Raw genomic sequence first — 16,060 nt, 5'->3', positions numbered from 1 at the left:
TCCGCGGTGATGTTCCCTACCGGATCCGCGCGGCCTGCTGCTCGTGCTCCTTGCGTTCCTTCTCGGCCGCCTCGAAGGCTGCGGTGAAGTCGGCCAGCTCCTGCTCCGTCATCAGGGTCACGCCGAGCGCCGTGGCGACGTCCGTGATCTTGGCTTCGGCCTCGGCGCGGGCGGCGTCCGAGGCACCGTCCTCCAGGAGGATCTCGAACTCGGCGTGGTAGCCCCACGCCTCGCTCCACTTGACCGCGATCTCGACGTCGTCGAAGCGGAAGTTGTGACGGAAGTTGAACGCCTCGTGCATGGCCGCTTCGAACCCGAGGGCGTTGAACACCTTCACCGCGGCGGGAACGTCGGCCGGGGCGATGGCGAACTCGGTCTCCGCAAAGGCCGCACCCTGCCCGATCTTGCTCCCCTTGAGGGTGATCTTGGCGGTGCCGGCAGCCGTGTTGTCGGTGACCTTCAGGAGCTGGTCGGGCAGCACGTAGAAGTAGATGTGCTTGTCGTCGGGGCCCAGGTCCTCCCCATCCGCCTTCAGGCGGATGACGAGCTGGTCGTGGACCTCCTTGGTGAAGCGGGCGCGCATTTCGATCTCGACGGCCACGGGGCTGCTGCCTCCTCGTTTCAGGCAGGGCGAAGCCAGCCGGACCCTGCCGTGCGGGGCTGTCCGGTCGGGCGATCGCCATGGGGTTGGTGGTCGAGCGCGGGGTGATGCGGTCGATGCGGGTGCCGGCCACATCACCCCGGTGGATCGGTCGGTGTCACCCGAGGGTGCCGAAGCGCTCCTCGACGACTCCCGAGTGCAGGTAGGTCGGCAGCTGAACGCCTCCCACCGACGTACGGCCGGTGGCGACCTGCTCCTCCGTCTCGTTGGGGAAGTCCTCCAGCAGGCGCAGGCACTGCTGGGCCCATTCCTGCGACGCGGGCCAGTCGCCCAGGTCGCGGTGGCGCACGGCCAGGGCGTACGCGGTCTCGGTGGCGGCCCACCGGTCGGCCGCCAGCTCACGCTGGAAGATCGACTCCAGCTCGTCGGTGGAGGCCAGGCGGGTCTGGTTGGTCATGGTGCCCTCTCGGTTCAAACGGTCGCGCCCCAGTGGTGATCAACGCCCCGGCGTCCCCGCGGTGACGCAGTGACCCGCTGCTAGTACGTGTAGATCTCGGCCAGCGTCTTGTACTCCTGCAGCTCGTCCTTGTCGAACCACAGCTCCACCTCCTGCTTGGCCTCCTCCGCGTTGCCGGAGGCATGCACGAGGTTCGCGACCGCCTTGCCCGAGGCGATGCTGGCCGCCGCGCTGTAGTGCGAGAAGTCGCCCCGCACCGTGCCGGCCGGAGCCTGGTTCGGGTACGTGCTGCCGACGATCTTGCGGACGGTGGCGATGGCGTCGAAGCCCTCCAGCACCAGGGCGATGACCGGCCCCTGCTGCATGAACGTCGCCGTGAGGTTGTAGACCTCCGACCCCAGCCGCTCTTCCAGGTCGAAGTAGTGCTTGCGGGTGAACTCCTCGTCCATCCACTTCATCTTGGTGCCGACGATCTTCAGCGCGGCATCCTCGAATCGTGTGATGACCCTTCCTGCCAGGCCACGCGCCAGCGCATCGGGCTTGAGCAGGACGAGCGTGCGCTCGACAGTGTGTGCCTGAACCTCGGCCATTGACTCCCTTTCGCCTTGCCAGCAACCGAACATGACGGACGATCAGCCGTCATCCGCTGAGGTTACCGGCGCTGGCAGGGAGGTTCGGGCGTGCGGGCAGTGCCCCGGACGGGCGAACGTCGGCCGAGGTACGACCGATCAGCCCAACGAGAGTCCCGATTCGGTCAACCTCTCTGTCTCCGCCATCCGCTGGGGGTAGGCACCTAGAATCTCCCTGTGGTCGTCTGGCGCTCTCACGCCTCTCATACGCCTCCCAGGGACTGAGCCTTCGGCGGCTGATTCCTTGGCCCCTGGCGACTCCGATTCTTCCGGGGCTCTGCCCGTGTGACCATGAAGTGCCAGTGCAGTGGGAGTGCACTTTCGGCGCGCGGATTCCTGCACCGGGGCGGCGACGAGGGGGCAGTCTTGTGGACGTGATCGAGCGCTGGAGCGGCCGGTACGCCTGCCTGCTGCAGTCCGCCCTACGGCTCGGGAACGAACAGTTCGCCGCTCACCTCGGCATCGCCGTGAGGACGGTGGCCGCCTGGCACGCCGACCCGTCCGTCGTGCCTCGCAGGGAGATGCAGCAACTCCTCGACACGGCCCACGAGCAGGCTCCTCCGGCTGCCCGACAGCGGTTCGCGCTCCTGCTGGCGAAGGAACAGGCCCCCGCGGACTCGACACCGCCAGGCGCGCAGGCGCTGCGGGTGGCCGTCGCGGTGGTCGTCCGCGACAGCAATGTCCTCCTGGTGTGCCGGCGGGACGACGACGCCGCTGGAATCACGTGGCAGTTCCCGGCCGGCGTCATCAAGCCGGGAGGCAAGGCGGAGACCACCACCGTGCGGGAGACCTTGGACGAGACGGGCGTCCACTGCGCGGTCCGGCAGCACCTCGGGAGCCGCCTACACCCCGTGACTGGCGTGCTGTGCGAGTACTTCCTCTGCGAGTACCTGGCCGGCGAGGCCACGAACAGCGACGCGGCCGAGAACATCGACGTCATGTGGGTCCCCGGAAACTCCGTGCCCCGCTTCATCCCCGTCGATACGATCTTTCCGCCCATCCTGGCTGTCCTGGAGGAACAGACGTGACGAACCAGAACACGGACGAGCGTCCGGGCATCGCCGCCGCCATCGTCGTGAACGGGGGACGCGTGCTGATGGTGCGCCGCCGGGTCAGCGAGGGACAGCTTTCCTGGCAGTTCCCAGCCGGCGAGGTCGAGCCCGGCGAGGCCCGCGAGGACGCGGCTGTGCGGGAGACCCAGGAGGAGACCGGGCTGACCGTAGCGGCTGTGAAGCCGCTCGGCGAACGCGTCCACCCGAAGACGGGCCGGCTGATGTCGTACACCGCCTGCGAGGTGCTGGACGGTACGGCCCACGTCGCGGACACCGAGGAACTGGCCGAACTGGCCTGGGTCGCCCACGGCGAGATCCCGAAGTACGTGCCCTATGGGCTCTTCGAACCAGTGCAGGACTACCTGGACACAGCTCTCTTCCGCGCGTAGATACCCACAGGGTCAGGGCCCGTGCCACCCTGGCACCCAGCCGCGTCGACACGAGCCACCGGGGCTGAGCCCCCCGGAGCTTTGTCGGTTGCACCGGTGATCTTCGGCTGCGTACTGTCCCGGGGAATCGGGCAGCCGTTCGTGTTGCCCCCGATCGGAACTCCGCGTGCGGACGGACGGCGCCCCTGACCGGGGAGACCGTCGCGGCGGCCGGCACAGGACGCGGGGCGGGCCGGGACAGTTGCCCCACCGCCGTCCGCACGGCGTGCCCCGCCGGACCGCGGAGCCAGAGAGTTGAGTGAGCACATGCAGCAACCCACGTTCGTCCTGGTGCACGGAGCGTTCGGGAACTCCTTCGCCTTCGCGCCGCTGCAAGCCGAACTCGGCCTGCTCGGGCACCGGTCCGTCGCCGTGGACCTGCCCGGGCACGGCTTCGGGGCGACCTACACCCGGGCCTACCAGGCACCGCAGGACCTTGCCGGGCTCGCTACCGCGCCCGGGGCGATCAAGGGCGTGACCCTCGCCGACAACGCCGCCCATCTGATCGGGGTGTTGGAACGGGCCAAGGAGAACGGCCCGGTGATCCTGGTCTCGCACAGCCGGGGCGGGGTCACCGCCACGGCCGCGGCCAACGCGCGGCCCGACCTGATCGACCGGATCGTCTACGTCGCGGCCTGGTGCCCGGTCGAGCTGGACGTGAACGACTACTACGCCGAGCCGGAGATGGCCTCGGTCGACCTGGCCGCGCTGGGCGCGGTCATGGCGGGCGACCCGGCCGAACTGGGCCTGCTGCGCGTCAACTTCCGTACCGCCGACCCGGCCGCCCTGGCCGGGCTGAAGGCGGCCTTCCTCGCCGACGGCACCGACGAGGAGTTCCTGACCTTCCTCAACACCTTCCAGCCGGACGAGAACCTCGACGTCGGCACCTCCGCCGACCGGGCGCAGGCGGCGACGTGGGGGCGCGTCCCCAAGACCTTCGTCCGGCTCGCCGACGACGCCAGCCTGCCGCTCGCGGCCCAGGACCGGCTGATCCGGGAGGGCGACGCGCTGACCCCGGAGAACCCGTACGACGTCCGCACCCTCCCCGGCAGCCACCTGAAGTGGCTGGTGGACCCGGCGCCGGCGGCCCGGGTGCTCGGCGAACTCGCCGTGCCCACGGCTCCGTCGGCCTGACGGACGCGGTCGTGGACGCGGGTCGCACGAGGGGCGACGGGCGGCAGGCGCTGGCCGACGCCCTGGACGAGGAGGTGCGGCGGCACCTGCTGCCGCCCGCCGCGGTGGACGCGATCGGGGTGTGGCTCGCCGGCCCCGGCGCCCGCTACGCGGCCGAGGGCGTGGGCGCGCACGCGGTGGCGTACGTGCCGGCGCACTGGTCCGGTGCGGAGCCCTGGCTCCGGGGTTTCGCCGGGCGGGAGCAGACCGGGGCCGTACGGGTCAGCCGGGCGCGGGTCACCGAGGCGGTGCGGGACGCCGTGGGCCGCGGGGCCTGGGCCGAGGCGCTGGTGGCCTCGTACGTGTGGGGCCAGGGCAGGACGGGCTACGGGCCGCACCGGCTGGAGGCGGTCCTGGCCGAGCCGGGGGCGGAGGAGGCGCTGGGCGCGGCGGTGGCGGAGTTGCGGGAGCGGGGTGCCGTGGCGGCGTACCGCGGGCTGCGGGGAACGGTCCGGGGCCTGGGGCCGGCGTTCTTCACCAAGTTCCTGTACTTCCTGGACCTGGCGGAGCCCGCCCCGGTCGGGCCGCGGGCGCTGGTCCTGGACCAGCGGGTGGCCCGGGTGGTGCGGGCCTGGGCGCAGCGGGTCGGGGCCGCGGCGGGGGTGGCCTCCGCCGCGGGGACGGCCGCGTGGACCTGGTCGGACGGGGGGTGGACCGCCCATCGGTACGCGGTCTACCTGGAGTTGATGTCCGCGGCCCGGGCCCAGCTCGCCGATGCGGGCGTCGGCGCCCCCGCGGCCGGCGTGGACCTGGTGGAGCTGGCCTTCTTCCAGGGTGTCTGGGATCCGCTGCTGAGGACGGAGGGCCCTGGGCGCCGTGCTTGAGGTGCTGCCGCACCGGGCAGGAAGCGGCCAGTCGAGAGCGCGCGGGGGCTGACCGGGATGTGGTTGACCGGCGAGGGACGCTTCGTGATCTGGTGGCTGCTGGGCTACGCGGCGGTCAACCTCGTGCTGGGGTGCTGGACGGCGATCCGGGGGCGGCCCGACCGGGCGGTCATCCGGCGCGTGATGCGGGAGGGCATCGGGCCGGCGGAGGCCGCCTGGCGGGCGGCGCACCGGTGGGACGGCCCCTCGGCCGCTGCGAAGACGGCCGCGTACCTCCTGGTGGACACGGGGGCGGTCACGGTCTCGCAGGCGGGTGTGCTCACCGCGGTGCCGAGCGCACCGGAGCCGGCGGATCCGGTGCTCGGGGCCCTCCTCGACGGCATCCGGCGGCGGGGGCCCGCGGGAGCCCGGATCGGCGAGGCGCTGGACCACGCGGACTTCGCTCCCTACCGGAGCCTCCTCGCCGAGCGGGTGCCGAAGGTGCGGCGGCAGGCGGAGCCCTGTCGGACGGTGGCGTTCGGTGCCGCGGTCGTCGTCGCTTCCGGGATCGTGGTCCAAGCGGTGGAGACGGAGGCGCCCTTCCCGGCGCCCGGTCACGACGCCCTGCTCTGGGCCTGTGCGGGGGTGCTCGGGTGGGGTGCGCTCTGGCTCTGCGGCAGGGTCTGGCCGGCCGAGTACGCCCCGCGGTGGCCGGCCTTCGACCGGTACTGCCGGGAGCGGGCCGAGGCCGCGCTGGCAGGCGTTCCGCAACGGGTCCGGATCATGGTGGACTTCGGGGCGGTCCGCCGGTACCCGGGGCGACGGGGGACGAAGGGCGTCCCGGGCTCCGACGGAGGCGCCTGGTTGAACGGCACGGGTGCGAGTTCCTGCGGGGGATGCGGGGGCTGCGGCGGGGGCTGACCGCGGGGGCGTCCGTGCCTGTCAGCCGGTGGGCCGCCCGGCGCCCAGCGGGACCAGGTCCTGGGGCGCCGCCCGCCACTGCTCACCGGTGTCCGGGCAGCGCAGCGTCCAGTGGCCGTCCGCCGGGCCGAGGAACTCGCCGGGGCGGCTGCGGTCGGTGTCGAAGAGGAGCCCCCCGCGCGGCGGCGGGATCAGGGCGGTGCCGTTCGCGGCCTCGTGCAGGCCGTGGCGACGGGCGCGGGCGGCGACCGTGCGGCGGGTCGTCATAGGGGATTCCCTGGGCGAGGAGCGGCGAGGAGCGGCGAGGAGCGCGGACGGTGCCGAGGACGTGACGGTGGGTGAGGTCGTCGGTGCGGTGGGTGAGTTCGCGGTGGTCGGGAGTCCTTCCGTACCCGCGCGGGCACCTGCTCACGCGTGCCGGACGGAGGCGGTGGGCGGGGGCGTCGGACCGGGGGCGGCGGAGCCGGACGGTCCGCGGTGGCGGAAACCGGGAGCCGGGGCGGATACCGGCATGTGGTCGGTCCTTTCCGGACAGGGGTCACACCCCCCGCGCGTAGCAGCGGGTGATCGGCGCGCGGGCCGGGTGCACGCCCCGTGCGGGCTTCCGTGCATCGATCCGTTCACCCGAACGGCGGGGGAGCCGGACGCGCGTCCACCCCGTTCGGCGGCACCATCGGCGGGGGCGCGCACCGTGCGACGTGGCGGTTCGGTCCCCGGCCGGCCTCGCCGGGGTGCCACGGGCACGGCCCCGGCACCGTCTTCCGGCCGGTCGCCGGGCCGGCTCGGACACTCCGCGTGAGCGGGCCGTGACCTCACCGCACCGACCGCGCGGGTTCACCGACCGTTCACCTGTGGCCGTGGGTGGCTTCACCTGCCCTGCCTAATTTCGGCCGTACCAGGTGCGAAAACCGGGGCCACTTCCGGCAACCGCACCGGGTGCACGTGTACGACCCGGACACCCTCCGGGCCGCCCCGGTACCGCCGAACGGTGCCGTCACGGGGAGGCCCGACCGACACCCGCACGCCGCCGAACAGCACACCGGGCGGCTCCTGGAAGGAACTCCCGAACAGTGAAGCTTCAGCGCAAGAACCGGCTGCGCGCCCTCTCCCTCGGTGCGGTCGCCGTCTCCGGCGCCCTGGCCCTCACGGCGTGCGGCTCCGACGAGACGGGCGCCGGTGCGAGCGGCGCGACCGGGGGGACGCAGAGCGCCGCCACCGGTTCGATCGCGTGCGACGACGCCCAGGGCGAGATCCTCGCCGCGGGGTCCTCCGCGCAGAAGAACGCGATCGACGTCTGGGTGAAGAACTACCAGGCGGCCTGCAAGGACGTCCGGATCAACTACAACCCCAAGGGGTCCGGCGCCGGCATCACCAACTTCCTCCAGGGCCAGACCGCCTTCGCCGGCTCCGACTCCGCGCTCAAGCCGGAGGAGATCGCCGAGTCCGCGAAGGTCTGCAAGGACAGCCAGGCCATCGACCTGCCGATGGTCGGCGGGCCGATCGCGGTCGGCTTCAACGTGCCCGGCGTGGACACCCTGGTCCTGGACGCCGCCACCCTGGCCAAGATCTTCGACGACCAGATCAAGACCTGGGACGACGAGGCGATCAAGAAGCTGAACCCGGGCGTCGACCTCCCGGACACCAAGGTCCAGGCGTTCCACCGGTCCGACGAGTCCGGCACCACCGACAACTTCACCCAGTACCTGAAGGCCGCCGCCCCCGAGGAGTGGAAGTACGAGGGCGGCAAGGCGTGGCAGGCCAAGGGCGGCCAGTCCGCGCAGGGCTCCTCCGGGGTGGCCCAGCAGGTCAAGGAGACCGCGGGCGCCATCTCCTACTTCGAGCTGTCGTACGCCAAGGGCGGCATCAAGACCGTCGACATCAAGACGGACGCCGCCGAGCCGGTCAAGGCGACCACGGAGAACGCCTCCAAGGCGATCGCTGCGGCGAAGGTCGTCGGCAAGGGCAAGGACCTCGCCCTGGAGCTGGACTACAAGCCGACCGCCGAGGGTGCCTACCCGATCACCCTGGTCACGTACGAGATCCTCTGCGAGAAGGGCAACGACGCCGAGACGCTGCCGGCCGTCAAGTCCTTCTTCACCTACATCGCCAGCGAGGACGGCCAGAGCCTGCTGTCCGACGCCGGCTACGCCCCGCTGCCCGCCGAGATCGCCACCAAGGTCCGCGAGACCATCGCGTCGCTCAGCTGAACCGAGCCGAACCGACCTGCCTGAAGCGTGCGGGCGGACGCCCCGCCTCCCCGCTCCCGCCGCCGGCCCGACCCCCTTCCGGGTGGGCGGCGGGGAGCACGGGCCCCCGCCCCCACCCGTCCGGTGCACCGCCGCCCGGAGCCGCACTCCCCGTACGGCTCCGCAGACCGGAGAACTCCCATGGACATTGCTACGAAGGACCACCCAGACAACCCGCCCCCGCCCGCCCCGTCGACCGCCGCGGTCGACGGGGGACGGGCCGCGCGGGGCGCCACCCGCCCGGGTGACCGGATCTTCCTCGGTCTGACCCGCGGTTCGGGCATCCTGCTGCTGGCGGTCATGGCCGCCATCGCGGGCTTCCTGACCTACCGCGCCGCGCTGGTGCTCACCAAGAACGAGGGCAACTTCTTCACCACGTTCGAGTGGAACACCGGGGTCAACCCGCCGGTGTTCGGCATCGCCGTGCTCGCCTTCGGCACCGTCGTCTCCGCGCTGATCGCCATGGTCATCGCGGTGCCGATCGCCGTGGGCATCGCCCTGTTCATCACCCACTACGCGCCGCGCCGGCTCAGCGGCCCGGTCGCGTACGTGATCGACCTGCTCGCCGCGGTGCCCTCGATCGTCTACGGCCTGTGGGGCGCGCTGGTGCTCGTCCCGCACCTGACCGGACTGTTCGGCTGGCTGGACACCTACTTCGGCTGGACCGGCGTCTTCGAGTGGCAGGGCGGCGCCCCGCGCTCGATGCTGACCGTAGGCATTCTGTTGGCCATCATGATCCTGCCGATCGTGACCAACGTGTCGCGCGAGGTGTTCAAGCAGGTTCCGAAGATGCACGAAGAGGCCGCGCTCGCCCTCGGCGCCACCCGCTGGGAGGTCATCCGGATGGCGGTCCTGCCGTTCGGGCGCTCCGGCGTGATCTCCGCGTCGATGCTGGGCCTGGGCCGTGCGCTCGGCGAGACCATGGCGGTCGCCACCGTCCTGTCGCCGACCTTCGACATCAACGCCAGCCTGCTCGACCCGGGCGGCGGCACCTTCGCCCAGAACATCGCCAGCAAGTTCGGCGAGGCCAACACCGTCGGGCAGGACGCGCTGATCGCCTCCGGCCTGGTGCTGTTCGTCATCACCCTGCTGGTCAACGGTGCGGCCCGGGGCATCATCGCCCGCCGCAAGGAGTACTCGGGGGCCAACGGATGAACCAGTCGACCACCACCCGGCGTCCCGAGCGCCCGGCCCCCTCCCGGATACAGGGCGCGAGCCTGCCGCGGTGGACCCCGTGGGCGCTCGCCGGGGCCTCCGTCGCCCTCTCGGTGGGCATCGGCCTCCTGTTCGACCTGCACAGCAGGGTGCAGTGGGGCCTGATCGCCGCGCTGCTGTTCGTGCTGCTGAGCTACGCCGTGGCGGCCCGGGTCGAGGGCCGGCGCCAGGCCCGCGACCGGGTCGCGACCAGCATCGTGTGGGTCGCGTTCCTGATGGCCGTGATCCCGCTGGCGTCCCTCATCTGGGAGACCGTCAAGCGGGGCGTGAAGGTCTTCGACGGCTACTTCCTCAGCCACTCCATGGGCGTGGTCGCCGACACCGAAAGCGGCGGCGGTATCTACCACGCCCTGATCGGCACCCTGGAACAGGTCGGCATCGCCACCGTGATCGCCGTGCCGGTGGGCGTGCTCACCGCGATCTACCTGGTCGAGTACGGCCGGGGCAAGCTGGCCGCGGCCGTCACCTTCTTCGTCGACGTGATGACGGGCATCCCGTCGATCGTCGCGGGCCTGTTCGTCCTCAGCTTCTGGATCCTCATCCTGGACCTGGGCCCGTCCGGCTTCGCCGGCGCGCTGGCCCTGGCCATCCTGATGATGCCGGTCGTGGTCCGCTCCACCGAGGAGATGCTCAAGCTCGTCCCCAACGAGCTGCGCGAGGCGTCCCTCGCGCTGGGCGTGCCGAAGTGGCGGACCATCCTCAAGGTGGTGCTGCCGACCTCCATCGGCGGCATCACCACCGGAGTGATGCTCGCGGTCGCGCGCATCACCGGGGAGACGGCACCCGTGCTGCTCCTGGTGTGGGGCACCAACTTCATCAACAACAACCCCTTCGAAGGGGCGCAGGCGTCGCTGCCGCTGTACATCTACCAGCAGTACGCGAACAGTGCGGGCTCGGGCGCGGCGTACGACCGCGCCTGGGCCGCGGCGCTCACCCTGATCGCCTTCGTCATGATCCTGAACCTGGTGGCCCGCGGCATCGCCCGCTGGAAGGCCCCGAAGACCGGTCGCTGACGCGTCCCGACGAGAGAAAGCGTGATTCCCATGGCCAAGCGGATCGACGTCAGCGGCCTCACCGCGTACTACGGTTCCCACAAGGCGATCGAGGACATCTCGATGTCCGTCGAACCGAAGAGCGTGACGGCCTTCATCGGCCCCTCGGGCTGCGGCAAGTCGACCTTCCTGCGCACCCTCAACCGCATGCACGAGGTCACCTCCGGCGGCCGGGTCGAGGGCAAGGTGCTCCTGGACGGCGAGGACCTGTACGGCAACGGGGTCGACCCGGTCGCGGTGCGCCGCACGGTCGGCATGGTGTTCCAGCGGCCCAACCCCTTCCCCACCATGTCGATCTTCGACAACGTGGCGGCGGGCCTGAAGCTCAACGGCTCGTACAAGAAGTCCGAGTTGAACGACGTGGTCGAGAAGTCGCTGAAGGGCGCCAACCTCTGGAACGAGGTGAAGGACCGGCTGAACAAGCCCGGTTCGGGGCTCTCCGGCGGTCAGCAGCAGCGGCTGTGCATCGCCCGGGCCATCGCCGTCGAACCGGACGTGCTGTTGATGGACGAGCCGTGCTCGGCGCTCGACCCGATCTCCACCCTCGCCATCGAGGACCTGATCGGGGAGCTGAAGGAGCAGTTCACCATCGTCATCGTCACCCACAACATGCAGCAGGCCGCACGGGTCTCCGACCGGACCGCGTTCTTCAACCTGGCCGCGGTCGGCCAGCCCGGCCGGCTCATCGAGATCGACGACACCGAGCGGATCTTCGCCAACCCGGCGGTGCAGGCCACCGAGGACTACATCTCCGGCCGCTTCGGCTGAGCCGTCGCCCCCGGCCGCCCGAGCGGCGGCCGCCCGTCTCCCCCCGTCCGCAACCCGGTGCTCCGGTGGACGGGGGACCCTCCCCGCGGTGCTGCATGGCGGTGCCGCCGCGGGGACCCGGGCCCGCCCCCGCCCCCGGGGGCGGGCCCGCGCCGTACCCGTGCACGGTTCGGCGCGGCAGGTGGCCGGACCGGCTCACCGCTCCGGACCGTCAGCCCACCAGTGCGGCGCGCAGTGCGCCGAACGTTTCGCGCAGGTCCGCCACGGCGATCGGGTCCAGTTCCAACTGGAGGCGGCACACGGTGTCGTCCCCGTTGGGGGTCAGCCGGACGAAGAAGGCGAAGCCCCTCCCGGCAGGCTCGGCCCTCAGCGCCAGGGGATTGTTGCGCCCGGGGGTCACCGCGGCGGAGAAGCCCGGACCCGGCGCGGCGGGCAGACGGGAGAGCACCCGTTCCGCGAAGTCCGCGACCTCGGCGTCGCTGAGGTGGGCGGTGAAGTCGGCCGTCAGCAGGGAGCACCAGTCCGCGCTCACCCGCCAGGTGTCAGCACCGGTCCGCGTCAGGTCCAGCCACGCGTCATCGGTGCCGAGGCGCATCCGCGGCTCGTCCATCCCAGTCCTCCCCCATCCGGTCCCGGTGCGATGACCCGCGCGTGGACCACCGCCGTCGGAGGCCGTCGACCGCCGCCCGACAGACTACTCCGCGGCCGGCCGGGGCCTCGCGGTGCGCGAATCGCGGACGACAGACGGGCCGCCGCCCCCCTAGCGTGGGGGCATGGGTGTACAGCGAACTGACCTCGATGTGCGTCCCCTTGGGGACGGAGAACTGCCGGACTGGATCCGGGCGATGCGCACCGGATTCCTCCGGACGCCCACCCCCACCCCGAGGGAGGTGGAGATCCGTTCCGGGGCCCCGGGCCGGCTGTACGGGGCCTTCGACGCGGGCCGCTGCGTCGCCACCTACCGCTCCTTCGACCAGCGGGTGACGGCAGTCGGCGGCGCCCCCGTGGCCGCGAACGCGGTCAGCAACGTCACCGTCAGCCCCACGCACCGTCGCCGCGGACTGCTGACCCGGATGATCGACGCCGACCTGCGCGCCGCCCGGGACCGCGGTGACCTGGTCGCCACGTTGATCGCCGCCGAGTACCGCATCTACGGCCGCTACGGCTTCGGGCCCGCCGCCGGCGCCACCGAGTGGGAGATCGACGTGGCCCGCACCGGGCTGGACCCCCGCCGCCCGGTCCCCGAGGAGCCGGGCGCCCGGCTCGACCTGGTGGACCCGGACGGGGTCCGTGCCCTGGGCCCCGCCCTGCACGCGCGGGTGCACCGGGGCCAGCCGGGCGCGGTGGACCGGGACGCGCGCTGGTGGCAGCGGGCCACCGGGCTGTACGCCACCGAGGACGAGCCGTGGAAGGAACCCTTCTGCGTGGTGCACCGGTCGGCGGACGGCACCGTGGACGGGCTGCTCGTGTACCGCACCGACGAGAAGTGGGGCGAGGGCAAGCGGCCCCTGAACACCGCCACCGTCGAGGAGTTGTCGGCCGCGACCCCGGCCGCGGAACGCGCCCTGTGGCGGTACCTGTGCGCCGTCGACTGGATCGCCACCGTGCGCACCGGCCCGCGCGCCCCCGACTCGCTGGTGGCCGACCTGTTCCCGGACGCCCGGGCGGCCCGGGTCACCACCGCCGCGGACTGGCTGTGGGTGCGGCTGCTGGACGTGCCCGGGGCGTTGACCGCCCGGAGCTACGAGGCCGCCGGCTCGGTGGTGATCGCGGTGGTGGACGAGCCCCTCGGCGCGGGCGGTCCCTCGGGCGGCCGGTTCCGGCTGGACGCCGGCCCGCAGGGCAGCAGTTGCCCGCCCACCACCGGCTCCGCCGAACTGGTCCTGCCGCTGGGCGCGTTGGCCCGGCTGTGGCTGGGCGACGCCTCGGTGCGGCGACTGGTGGACCTGGGCCTGGTGGGGGAGGAGCGTCCGGGCGCCGCCGCCCGCGCCGACGTCCTGTTCCGCACCGGCCGGCGGCCCTGGTGCCCGGACCTCTTCTGAGGCGGGCGGCGCCGGGCCCGCCGCCCCCGCGGGATGGCAAGCTCGTCGGCATGAGCGAGGGTGAGATGGGGCTCCGGGAGCGCAAGCGGCTGCTGACCTACCGGACGGTGTCCGACACGGCGATCGCGCTGTTCCTGGAGCGGGGGTTCGACGAGGTGTCGGTGGCCGAGGTGGCGGCGGCGGCCGGGATCTCCAAGCCGACGCTGTTCCGGTACTTCCCGGCCAAGGAGGACCTGGTCCTGCACCGGCTCGCCGACCACGAGGGCGAGGCGGCCCGGGCGGTGGCCGCCGGCCGGGCCGCGGGCCTCGCCCCGCTGGTGGCCCTGCACCGGGACGTCCGGGACGGCCTGGACCGCCGCGAGCCGGTGACCGGGCTCAACGACGATCCGGCGGTGCTGGCCTTCCACGGGCTGCTGTACGGGACGCCGGCCCTGGTCGCCCGCTTGTCCGGCCATCTGGAGCGGGCCGAGGAGCACTTGGCCCGGGCGCTGGCCCCGGACGTCCCGGCGGACCGGTCGGCGCCGGTGACGGCGCGGTTGGCCGCGGCGCAGGTGATCGCGGTGCGGCGGGTGTTGGCCCTGGAGAACCGGCGCCGGATCGTGGCAGGGGCGAGTGCGGCGGAGGTGGCGCAGGGGGCGCACGCCCGGGCGGACGCGGCGTTCGCGGACCTGTGCGCCGGGTTGCCGCGGTACGCGCCGACCACGGGCGGCACGGAGGCAACCGAGTAAAAAATGTAACTCGGTTAAGTTTTTGGGCTAGGGTCGCCCCATGCCGTCCTCCCCCGCCCCGGACCCCCGTCCCGTCGAGTCCGCGACCGCCGCGCTGCGGGCGGAACGCGTCCACCACGACCGCTGCCGGGCCGCCCTGGACGCCATGACCGCCGATGCCGCACGGCAGGTCGTCACCGGGGAGGACGTCTCCGCCTCCGGCGCCGACGCCGAGGTCCTCGGCCGGGCGCTGCGCACCCGGGCCCGCGTCTTCGCCGAACTCCCGCCGGGTCCGCTCTTCTTCGGCCGCGTCGACTTCGCCGCCGGGCCCCCGGACGCCGGCCGGCCGGACCCCGACCACGCCGGACAGCGGTACCACATCGGCCGGATGCGGATCACCGAGGAGCCCACCGCCCCGCCCCTGGTGGTCGACTGGCGGGCACCGGTCGCCCGGGCGTTCTACCGGGCCGCCCCGGACGACCCGCACGGCCTCGCCGTCCGCCGCCGGTTCGGCTGGGCCCCGGGCGGCGAGGGCGCCGGCGGGGACCTCACCGGGTACGAGGACGAGACCTTCGACGCGCGGGGGGACGGCGCCCGGCCCGCGCCCGGCGTCCCGGCACCGGACGGCCTGCTCGCCGCCGAGATCCGCCGCCCCCGCACCGGCCCCATGCGCGACATCGCCGCCACCATCCAGCCCGACCAGGACGACCTGGTCCGCGCGGAGCTCACCGAATCGCTCTGCGTCCAGGGCGCCCCCGGCACCGGCAAGACCGCCGTCGGTCTGCACCGGGCCGCGTACCTGCTCTACACCCACCCCCGGCGGCTGCACCGCTCCGGGCTGCTCGTCCTCGGCCCCGGCCCCGCCTTCCTGCGGTACATCGCCCGGGTGCTGCCCGCCCTCGGCGAGGACGGCGTCCGCCAGTCCACGGTGGCGGAGCTCCTCGCCCGGCAACCGGTGCGCGCCCACGACGCCCCGGACGCCGCCCGCGTCAAGCACGACCCCCGGATGGCCGAGGTGCTCCGCCGCGCCCTGTACGCACGGGTGCGGCCCGGGGCCGTCGCGGACGCCGGTCTCACCGTCCCGGACGGCGCCCACCGCTGGCGACTGCCCGCCGCCGACCTCCGGGACCTGGTCGCCGCCGTCCGCGCCGAGCGGCCCCCGTACGCCACCGGCCGCGCCCGGCTCGCGGCCCGGGTCGCCGCCCGGCTGCGGGAAGGCGCCGAACGGCGTGCGGGCCCGCGCGGCGACGGATGGCTGCGGCGCACCGAGCGGTCCCGACCCGTCACGGCCCTGCTGGACGCGGTGTGGCCCCGGGCGGTGCCCGAGGAGGTGCTGGCCGGGCTGCTCGCCGATTCCGCCGCCCTGGACCGGGCCGCCGAAGGGCTGCTCGACCCGGCCGAACGGGCAGCACTGCGCTGGGACGCGGCCCGGACCCCGCGCACGTACCGGTCGGCCCGGTGGACGACGGCCGACCTGGTGCTGCTGGACGAACTCGCCGGACTCATCGCCCCGCCCGACGGATACGGGCACATCGTGGTGGACGAGGCGCAGGACCTCTCCCCGATGGAGTGCCGGGCGATCGCCCGCCGCGTCCCGCACGGCGCGCTGACCGTCCTGGGCGACCTGGCCCAGGCCACCACCCCGTGGGCGCCCCGCTCCTGGTCCGAACTCCTGGGCCACCTGGGGCGGCCCGGGGCCCGCCGGGCGGCCCTGAGCGCCGGGTTCCGGCTGCCGGCACCGGTGGCCGAGCTGGCGAACCGGCTGCTGGTCGGACTGGACGTCGAGGTGCCGCCGATCCGCTCGCTGCGCCACGACGGCGAGGTGACGATCCGTCAGGTGACGGACACCGTCGCGGCCGCGGTGTCGGCGGCCCGGGCGGCCCGGGCGTGCCGCCGCCGCCAGGCGGTCAGGCCCTCCTGGACCGCGTCCCGCAGCACGGTGCCCGCCGGGTCCCGCACGGCGGCG

General features: G+C 73.3%; 17 protein-coding genes. 12 read left to right on the top strand and 5 right to left on the bottom strand.

Annotation, left to right across the window (positions count from 1 at the left end; all coding sequences use genetic code 11):
* Positions 1-16 precede the first annotated feature (16 nt).
* From ABT092_RS21705 to ABT092_RS21695, 3 genes are all read right to left on the bottom strand, one after another.
* The gene (locus ABT092_RS21705) at positions 17-601 is read right to left on the bottom strand and encodes a CYTH domain-containing protein (RefSeq protein ID WP_351246291.1); all 585 of its coding nucleotides are present in this window, start codon (positions 599-601) and stop codon (positions 17-19) included.
* A gap of 157 nt (positions 602-758) precedes the next feature.
* The gene (locus tag ABT092_RS21700; RefSeq protein ID WP_351246289.1) at positions 759-1,058 is read right to left on the bottom strand and encodes a hypothetical protein; all 300 of its coding nucleotides are present in this window, start codon (positions 1,056-1,058) and stop codon (positions 759-761) included.
* A gap of 80 nt (positions 1,059-1,138) precedes the next feature.
* Entirely contained in the window at positions 1,139-1,648 is a 510-nt protein-coding gene (locus ABT092_RS21695) for a nucleoside-diphosphate kinase (RefSeq protein ID WP_351246287.1), read from the bottom strand.
* 407 nt (positions 1,649-2,055) lie between these two features.
* On the opposite strand from ABT092_RS21695, the gene ABT092_RS21690 reads away from it, so the two are divergent.
* The 5 genes from ABT092_RS21690 to ABT092_RS21670 all read left to right on the top strand — a co-directional run bounded on the left by ABT092_RS21690 (position 2,056) and on the right by ABT092_RS21670 (position 6,064).
* A complete protein-coding gene (locus tag ABT092_RS21690; RefSeq protein WP_351246285.1) occupies positions 2,056-2,715 on the top strand; it encodes an NUDIX hydrolase in 660 nt (219 codons plus the stop codon).
* Positions 2,712-3,128, top strand: a complete 417-nt coding sequence (locus ABT092_RS21685; protein WP_351246283.1) for an NUDIX hydrolase — start codon at positions 2,712-2,714, stop codon at positions 3,126-3,128. The genes ABT092_RS21690 and ABT092_RS21685 overlap by 4 nt, the downstream gene beginning before the upstream one ends.
* A 306-nt stretch (positions 3,129-3,434) precedes the next feature.
* On the top strand, positions 3,435-4,301 hold the full coding sequence (locus ABT092_RS21680) for an alpha/beta fold hydrolase (RefSeq protein ID WP_351246281.1): 867 nt from the start codon (positions 3,435-3,437) through the stop codon (positions 4,299-4,301).
* Positions 4,302-4,312: 11 nt separating this feature from the next.
* Entirely contained in the window at positions 4,313-5,164 is an 852-nt protein-coding gene (locus tag ABT092_RS21675; RefSeq protein WP_351246279.1) for an 8-oxoguanine DNA glycosylase OGG fold protein, read from the top strand.
* 57 nt (positions 5,165-5,221) lie between these two features.
* Complete coding sequence (locus ABT092_RS21670; protein WP_502968476.1) at positions 5,222-6,064, top strand: hypothetical protein; 843 nt, start codon at positions 5,222-5,224, stop codon at positions 6,062-6,064.
* Positions 6,065-6,085: 21 nt separating this feature from the next.
* Here the strand turns inward: ABT092_RS21670 and ABT092_RS21665 are convergent, their stop codons facing one another.
* Positions 6,086-6,331 (bottom strand): hypothetical protein, encoded by a 246-nt coding sequence (locus ABT092_RS21665; protein ID WP_351246275.1) that lies wholly within the window; start codon positions 6,329-6,331, stop codon positions 6,086-6,088.
* Between the two features lie 803 nt (positions 6,332-7,134).
* Here ABT092_RS21665 and pstS point away from each other — a divergent pair.
* The 4 genes from pstS (at position 7,135) to pstB (ending at position 11,345) form a co-directional block, all read left to right on the top strand.
* Positions 7,135-8,271 carry a phosphate ABC transporter substrate-binding protein PstS gene (gene pstS / locus ABT092_RS21660; protein WP_351246273.1) on the top strand — a complete coding sequence of 379 codons (1,137 nt, stop codon included), beginning with the start codon at positions 7,135-7,137 and terminating at the stop codon, positions 8,269-8,271.
* A gap of 180 nt (positions 8,272-8,451) precedes the next feature.
* Complete coding sequence (gene pstC / locus ABT092_RS21655; RefSeq protein ID WP_351246271.1) at positions 8,452-9,465, top strand: phosphate ABC transporter permease subunit PstC; 1,014 nt, start codon at positions 8,452-8,454, stop codon at positions 9,463-9,465.
* A complete protein-coding gene (gene pstA / locus ABT092_RS21650) occupies positions 9,462-10,538 on the top strand; it encodes a phosphate ABC transporter permease PstA (protein ID WP_351246269.1) in 1,077 nt (358 codons plus the stop codon). Before pstC ends, pstA begins: the two co-directional genes overlap by 4 nt.
* A 30-nt stretch (positions 10,539-10,568) precedes the next feature.
* Complete coding sequence (gene pstB, locus ABT092_RS21645) at positions 10,569-11,345, top strand: phosphate ABC transporter ATP-binding protein PstB (protein ID WP_351246268.1); 777 nt, start codon at positions 10,569-10,571, stop codon at positions 11,343-11,345.
* 211 nt (positions 11,346-11,556) lie between these two features.
* Here pstB and ABT092_RS21640 read toward each other — a convergent pair whose 3' ends face one another.
* A complete protein-coding gene (locus ABT092_RS21640; RefSeq protein WP_351246266.1) occupies positions 11,557-11,955 on the bottom strand; it encodes a hypothetical protein in 399 nt (132 codons plus the stop codon).
* Positions 11,956-12,118: 163 nt separating this feature from the next.
* Here ABT092_RS21640 and ABT092_RS21635 point away from each other — a divergent pair, with 163 nt between their 5' ends.
* The 3 genes from ABT092_RS21635 to ABT092_RS21625 form a co-directional block, all read left to right on the top strand.
* Complete coding sequence (locus tag ABT092_RS21635) at positions 12,119-13,387, top strand: GNAT family N-acetyltransferase (protein WP_351246264.1); 1,269 nt, start codon at positions 12,119-12,121, stop codon at positions 13,385-13,387.
* 50 nt (positions 13,388-13,437) lie between these two features.
* Positions 13,438-14,115, top strand: coding sequence for a TetR/AcrR family transcriptional regulator (locus ABT092_RS21630; protein ID WP_351246262.1), 678 nt, complete (start codon positions 13,438-13,440; stop codon positions 14,113-14,115).
* 40 nt (positions 14,116-14,155) lie between these two features.
* A partial coding sequence (locus ABT092_RS21625; protein WP_351246260.1) for a HelD family protein occupies positions 14,156-16,060 on the top strand: 1,905 nt, incomplete at its 3' end.

The organism is Streptomyces sp. NPDC002490, from assembly GCF_040296045.1.
Classification (GTDB): Bacteria; Actinomycetota; Actinomycetes; order Streptomycetales; family Streptomycetaceae; genus Streptomyces.
This window is presented reverse-complemented; position numbering and strand designations above follow the sequence as displayed.

Bases quoted from the DNA above. Each gene is read 5' to 3' on its own strand.
- ABT092_RS21700 (WP_351246289.1), bottom strand. From the start codon at position 1,058: ATGACCAACCAGACCCGCCTGGCCTCCACCGACGAGCTGGAGTCGATC.
- ABT092_RS21695 (WP_351246287.1), bottom strand. From the start codon at position 1,648: ATGGCCGAGGTTCAGGCACACACTGTCGAGCGCACGCTCGTCCTGCTC.
- ABT092_RS21680 (WP_351246281.1), top strand. From the start codon at position 3,435: ATGCAGCAACCCACGTTCGTCCTGGTGCACGGAGCGTTCGGGAACTCC.
- ABT092_RS21670 (WP_502968476.1), top strand. From the start codon at position 5,222: ATGTGGTTGACCGGCGAGGGACGCTTCGTGATCTGGTGGCTGCTGGGC.
- ABT092_RS21665 (WP_351246275.1), bottom strand. From the start codon at position 6,331: ATGACGACCCGCCGCACGGTCGCCGCCCGCGCCCGTCGCCACGGCCTG.
- pstC (WP_351246271.1), top strand. From the start codon at position 8,452: ATGGACATTGCTACGAAGGACCACCCAGACAACCCGCCCCCGCCCGCC.
- pstA (WP_351246269.1), top strand. From the start codon at position 9,462: ATGAACCAGTCGACCACCACCCGGCGTCCCGAGCGCCCGGCCCCCTCC.
- pstB (WP_351246268.1), top strand. From the start codon at position 10,569: ATGGCCAAGCGGATCGACGTCAGCGGCCTCACCGCGTACTACGGTTCC.
- ABT092_RS21640 (WP_351246266.1), bottom strand. From the start codon at position 11,955: ATGGACGAGCCGCGGATGCGCCTCGGCACCGATGACGCGTGGCTGGAC.
- ABT092_RS21635 (WP_351246264.1), top strand. From the start codon at position 12,119: ATGGGTGTACAGCGAACTGACCTCGATGTGCGTCCCCTTGGGGACGGA.
- ABT092_RS21630 (WP_351246262.1), top strand. From the start codon at position 13,438: ATGAGCGAGGGTGAGATGGGGCTCCGGGAGCGCAAGCGGCTGCTGACC.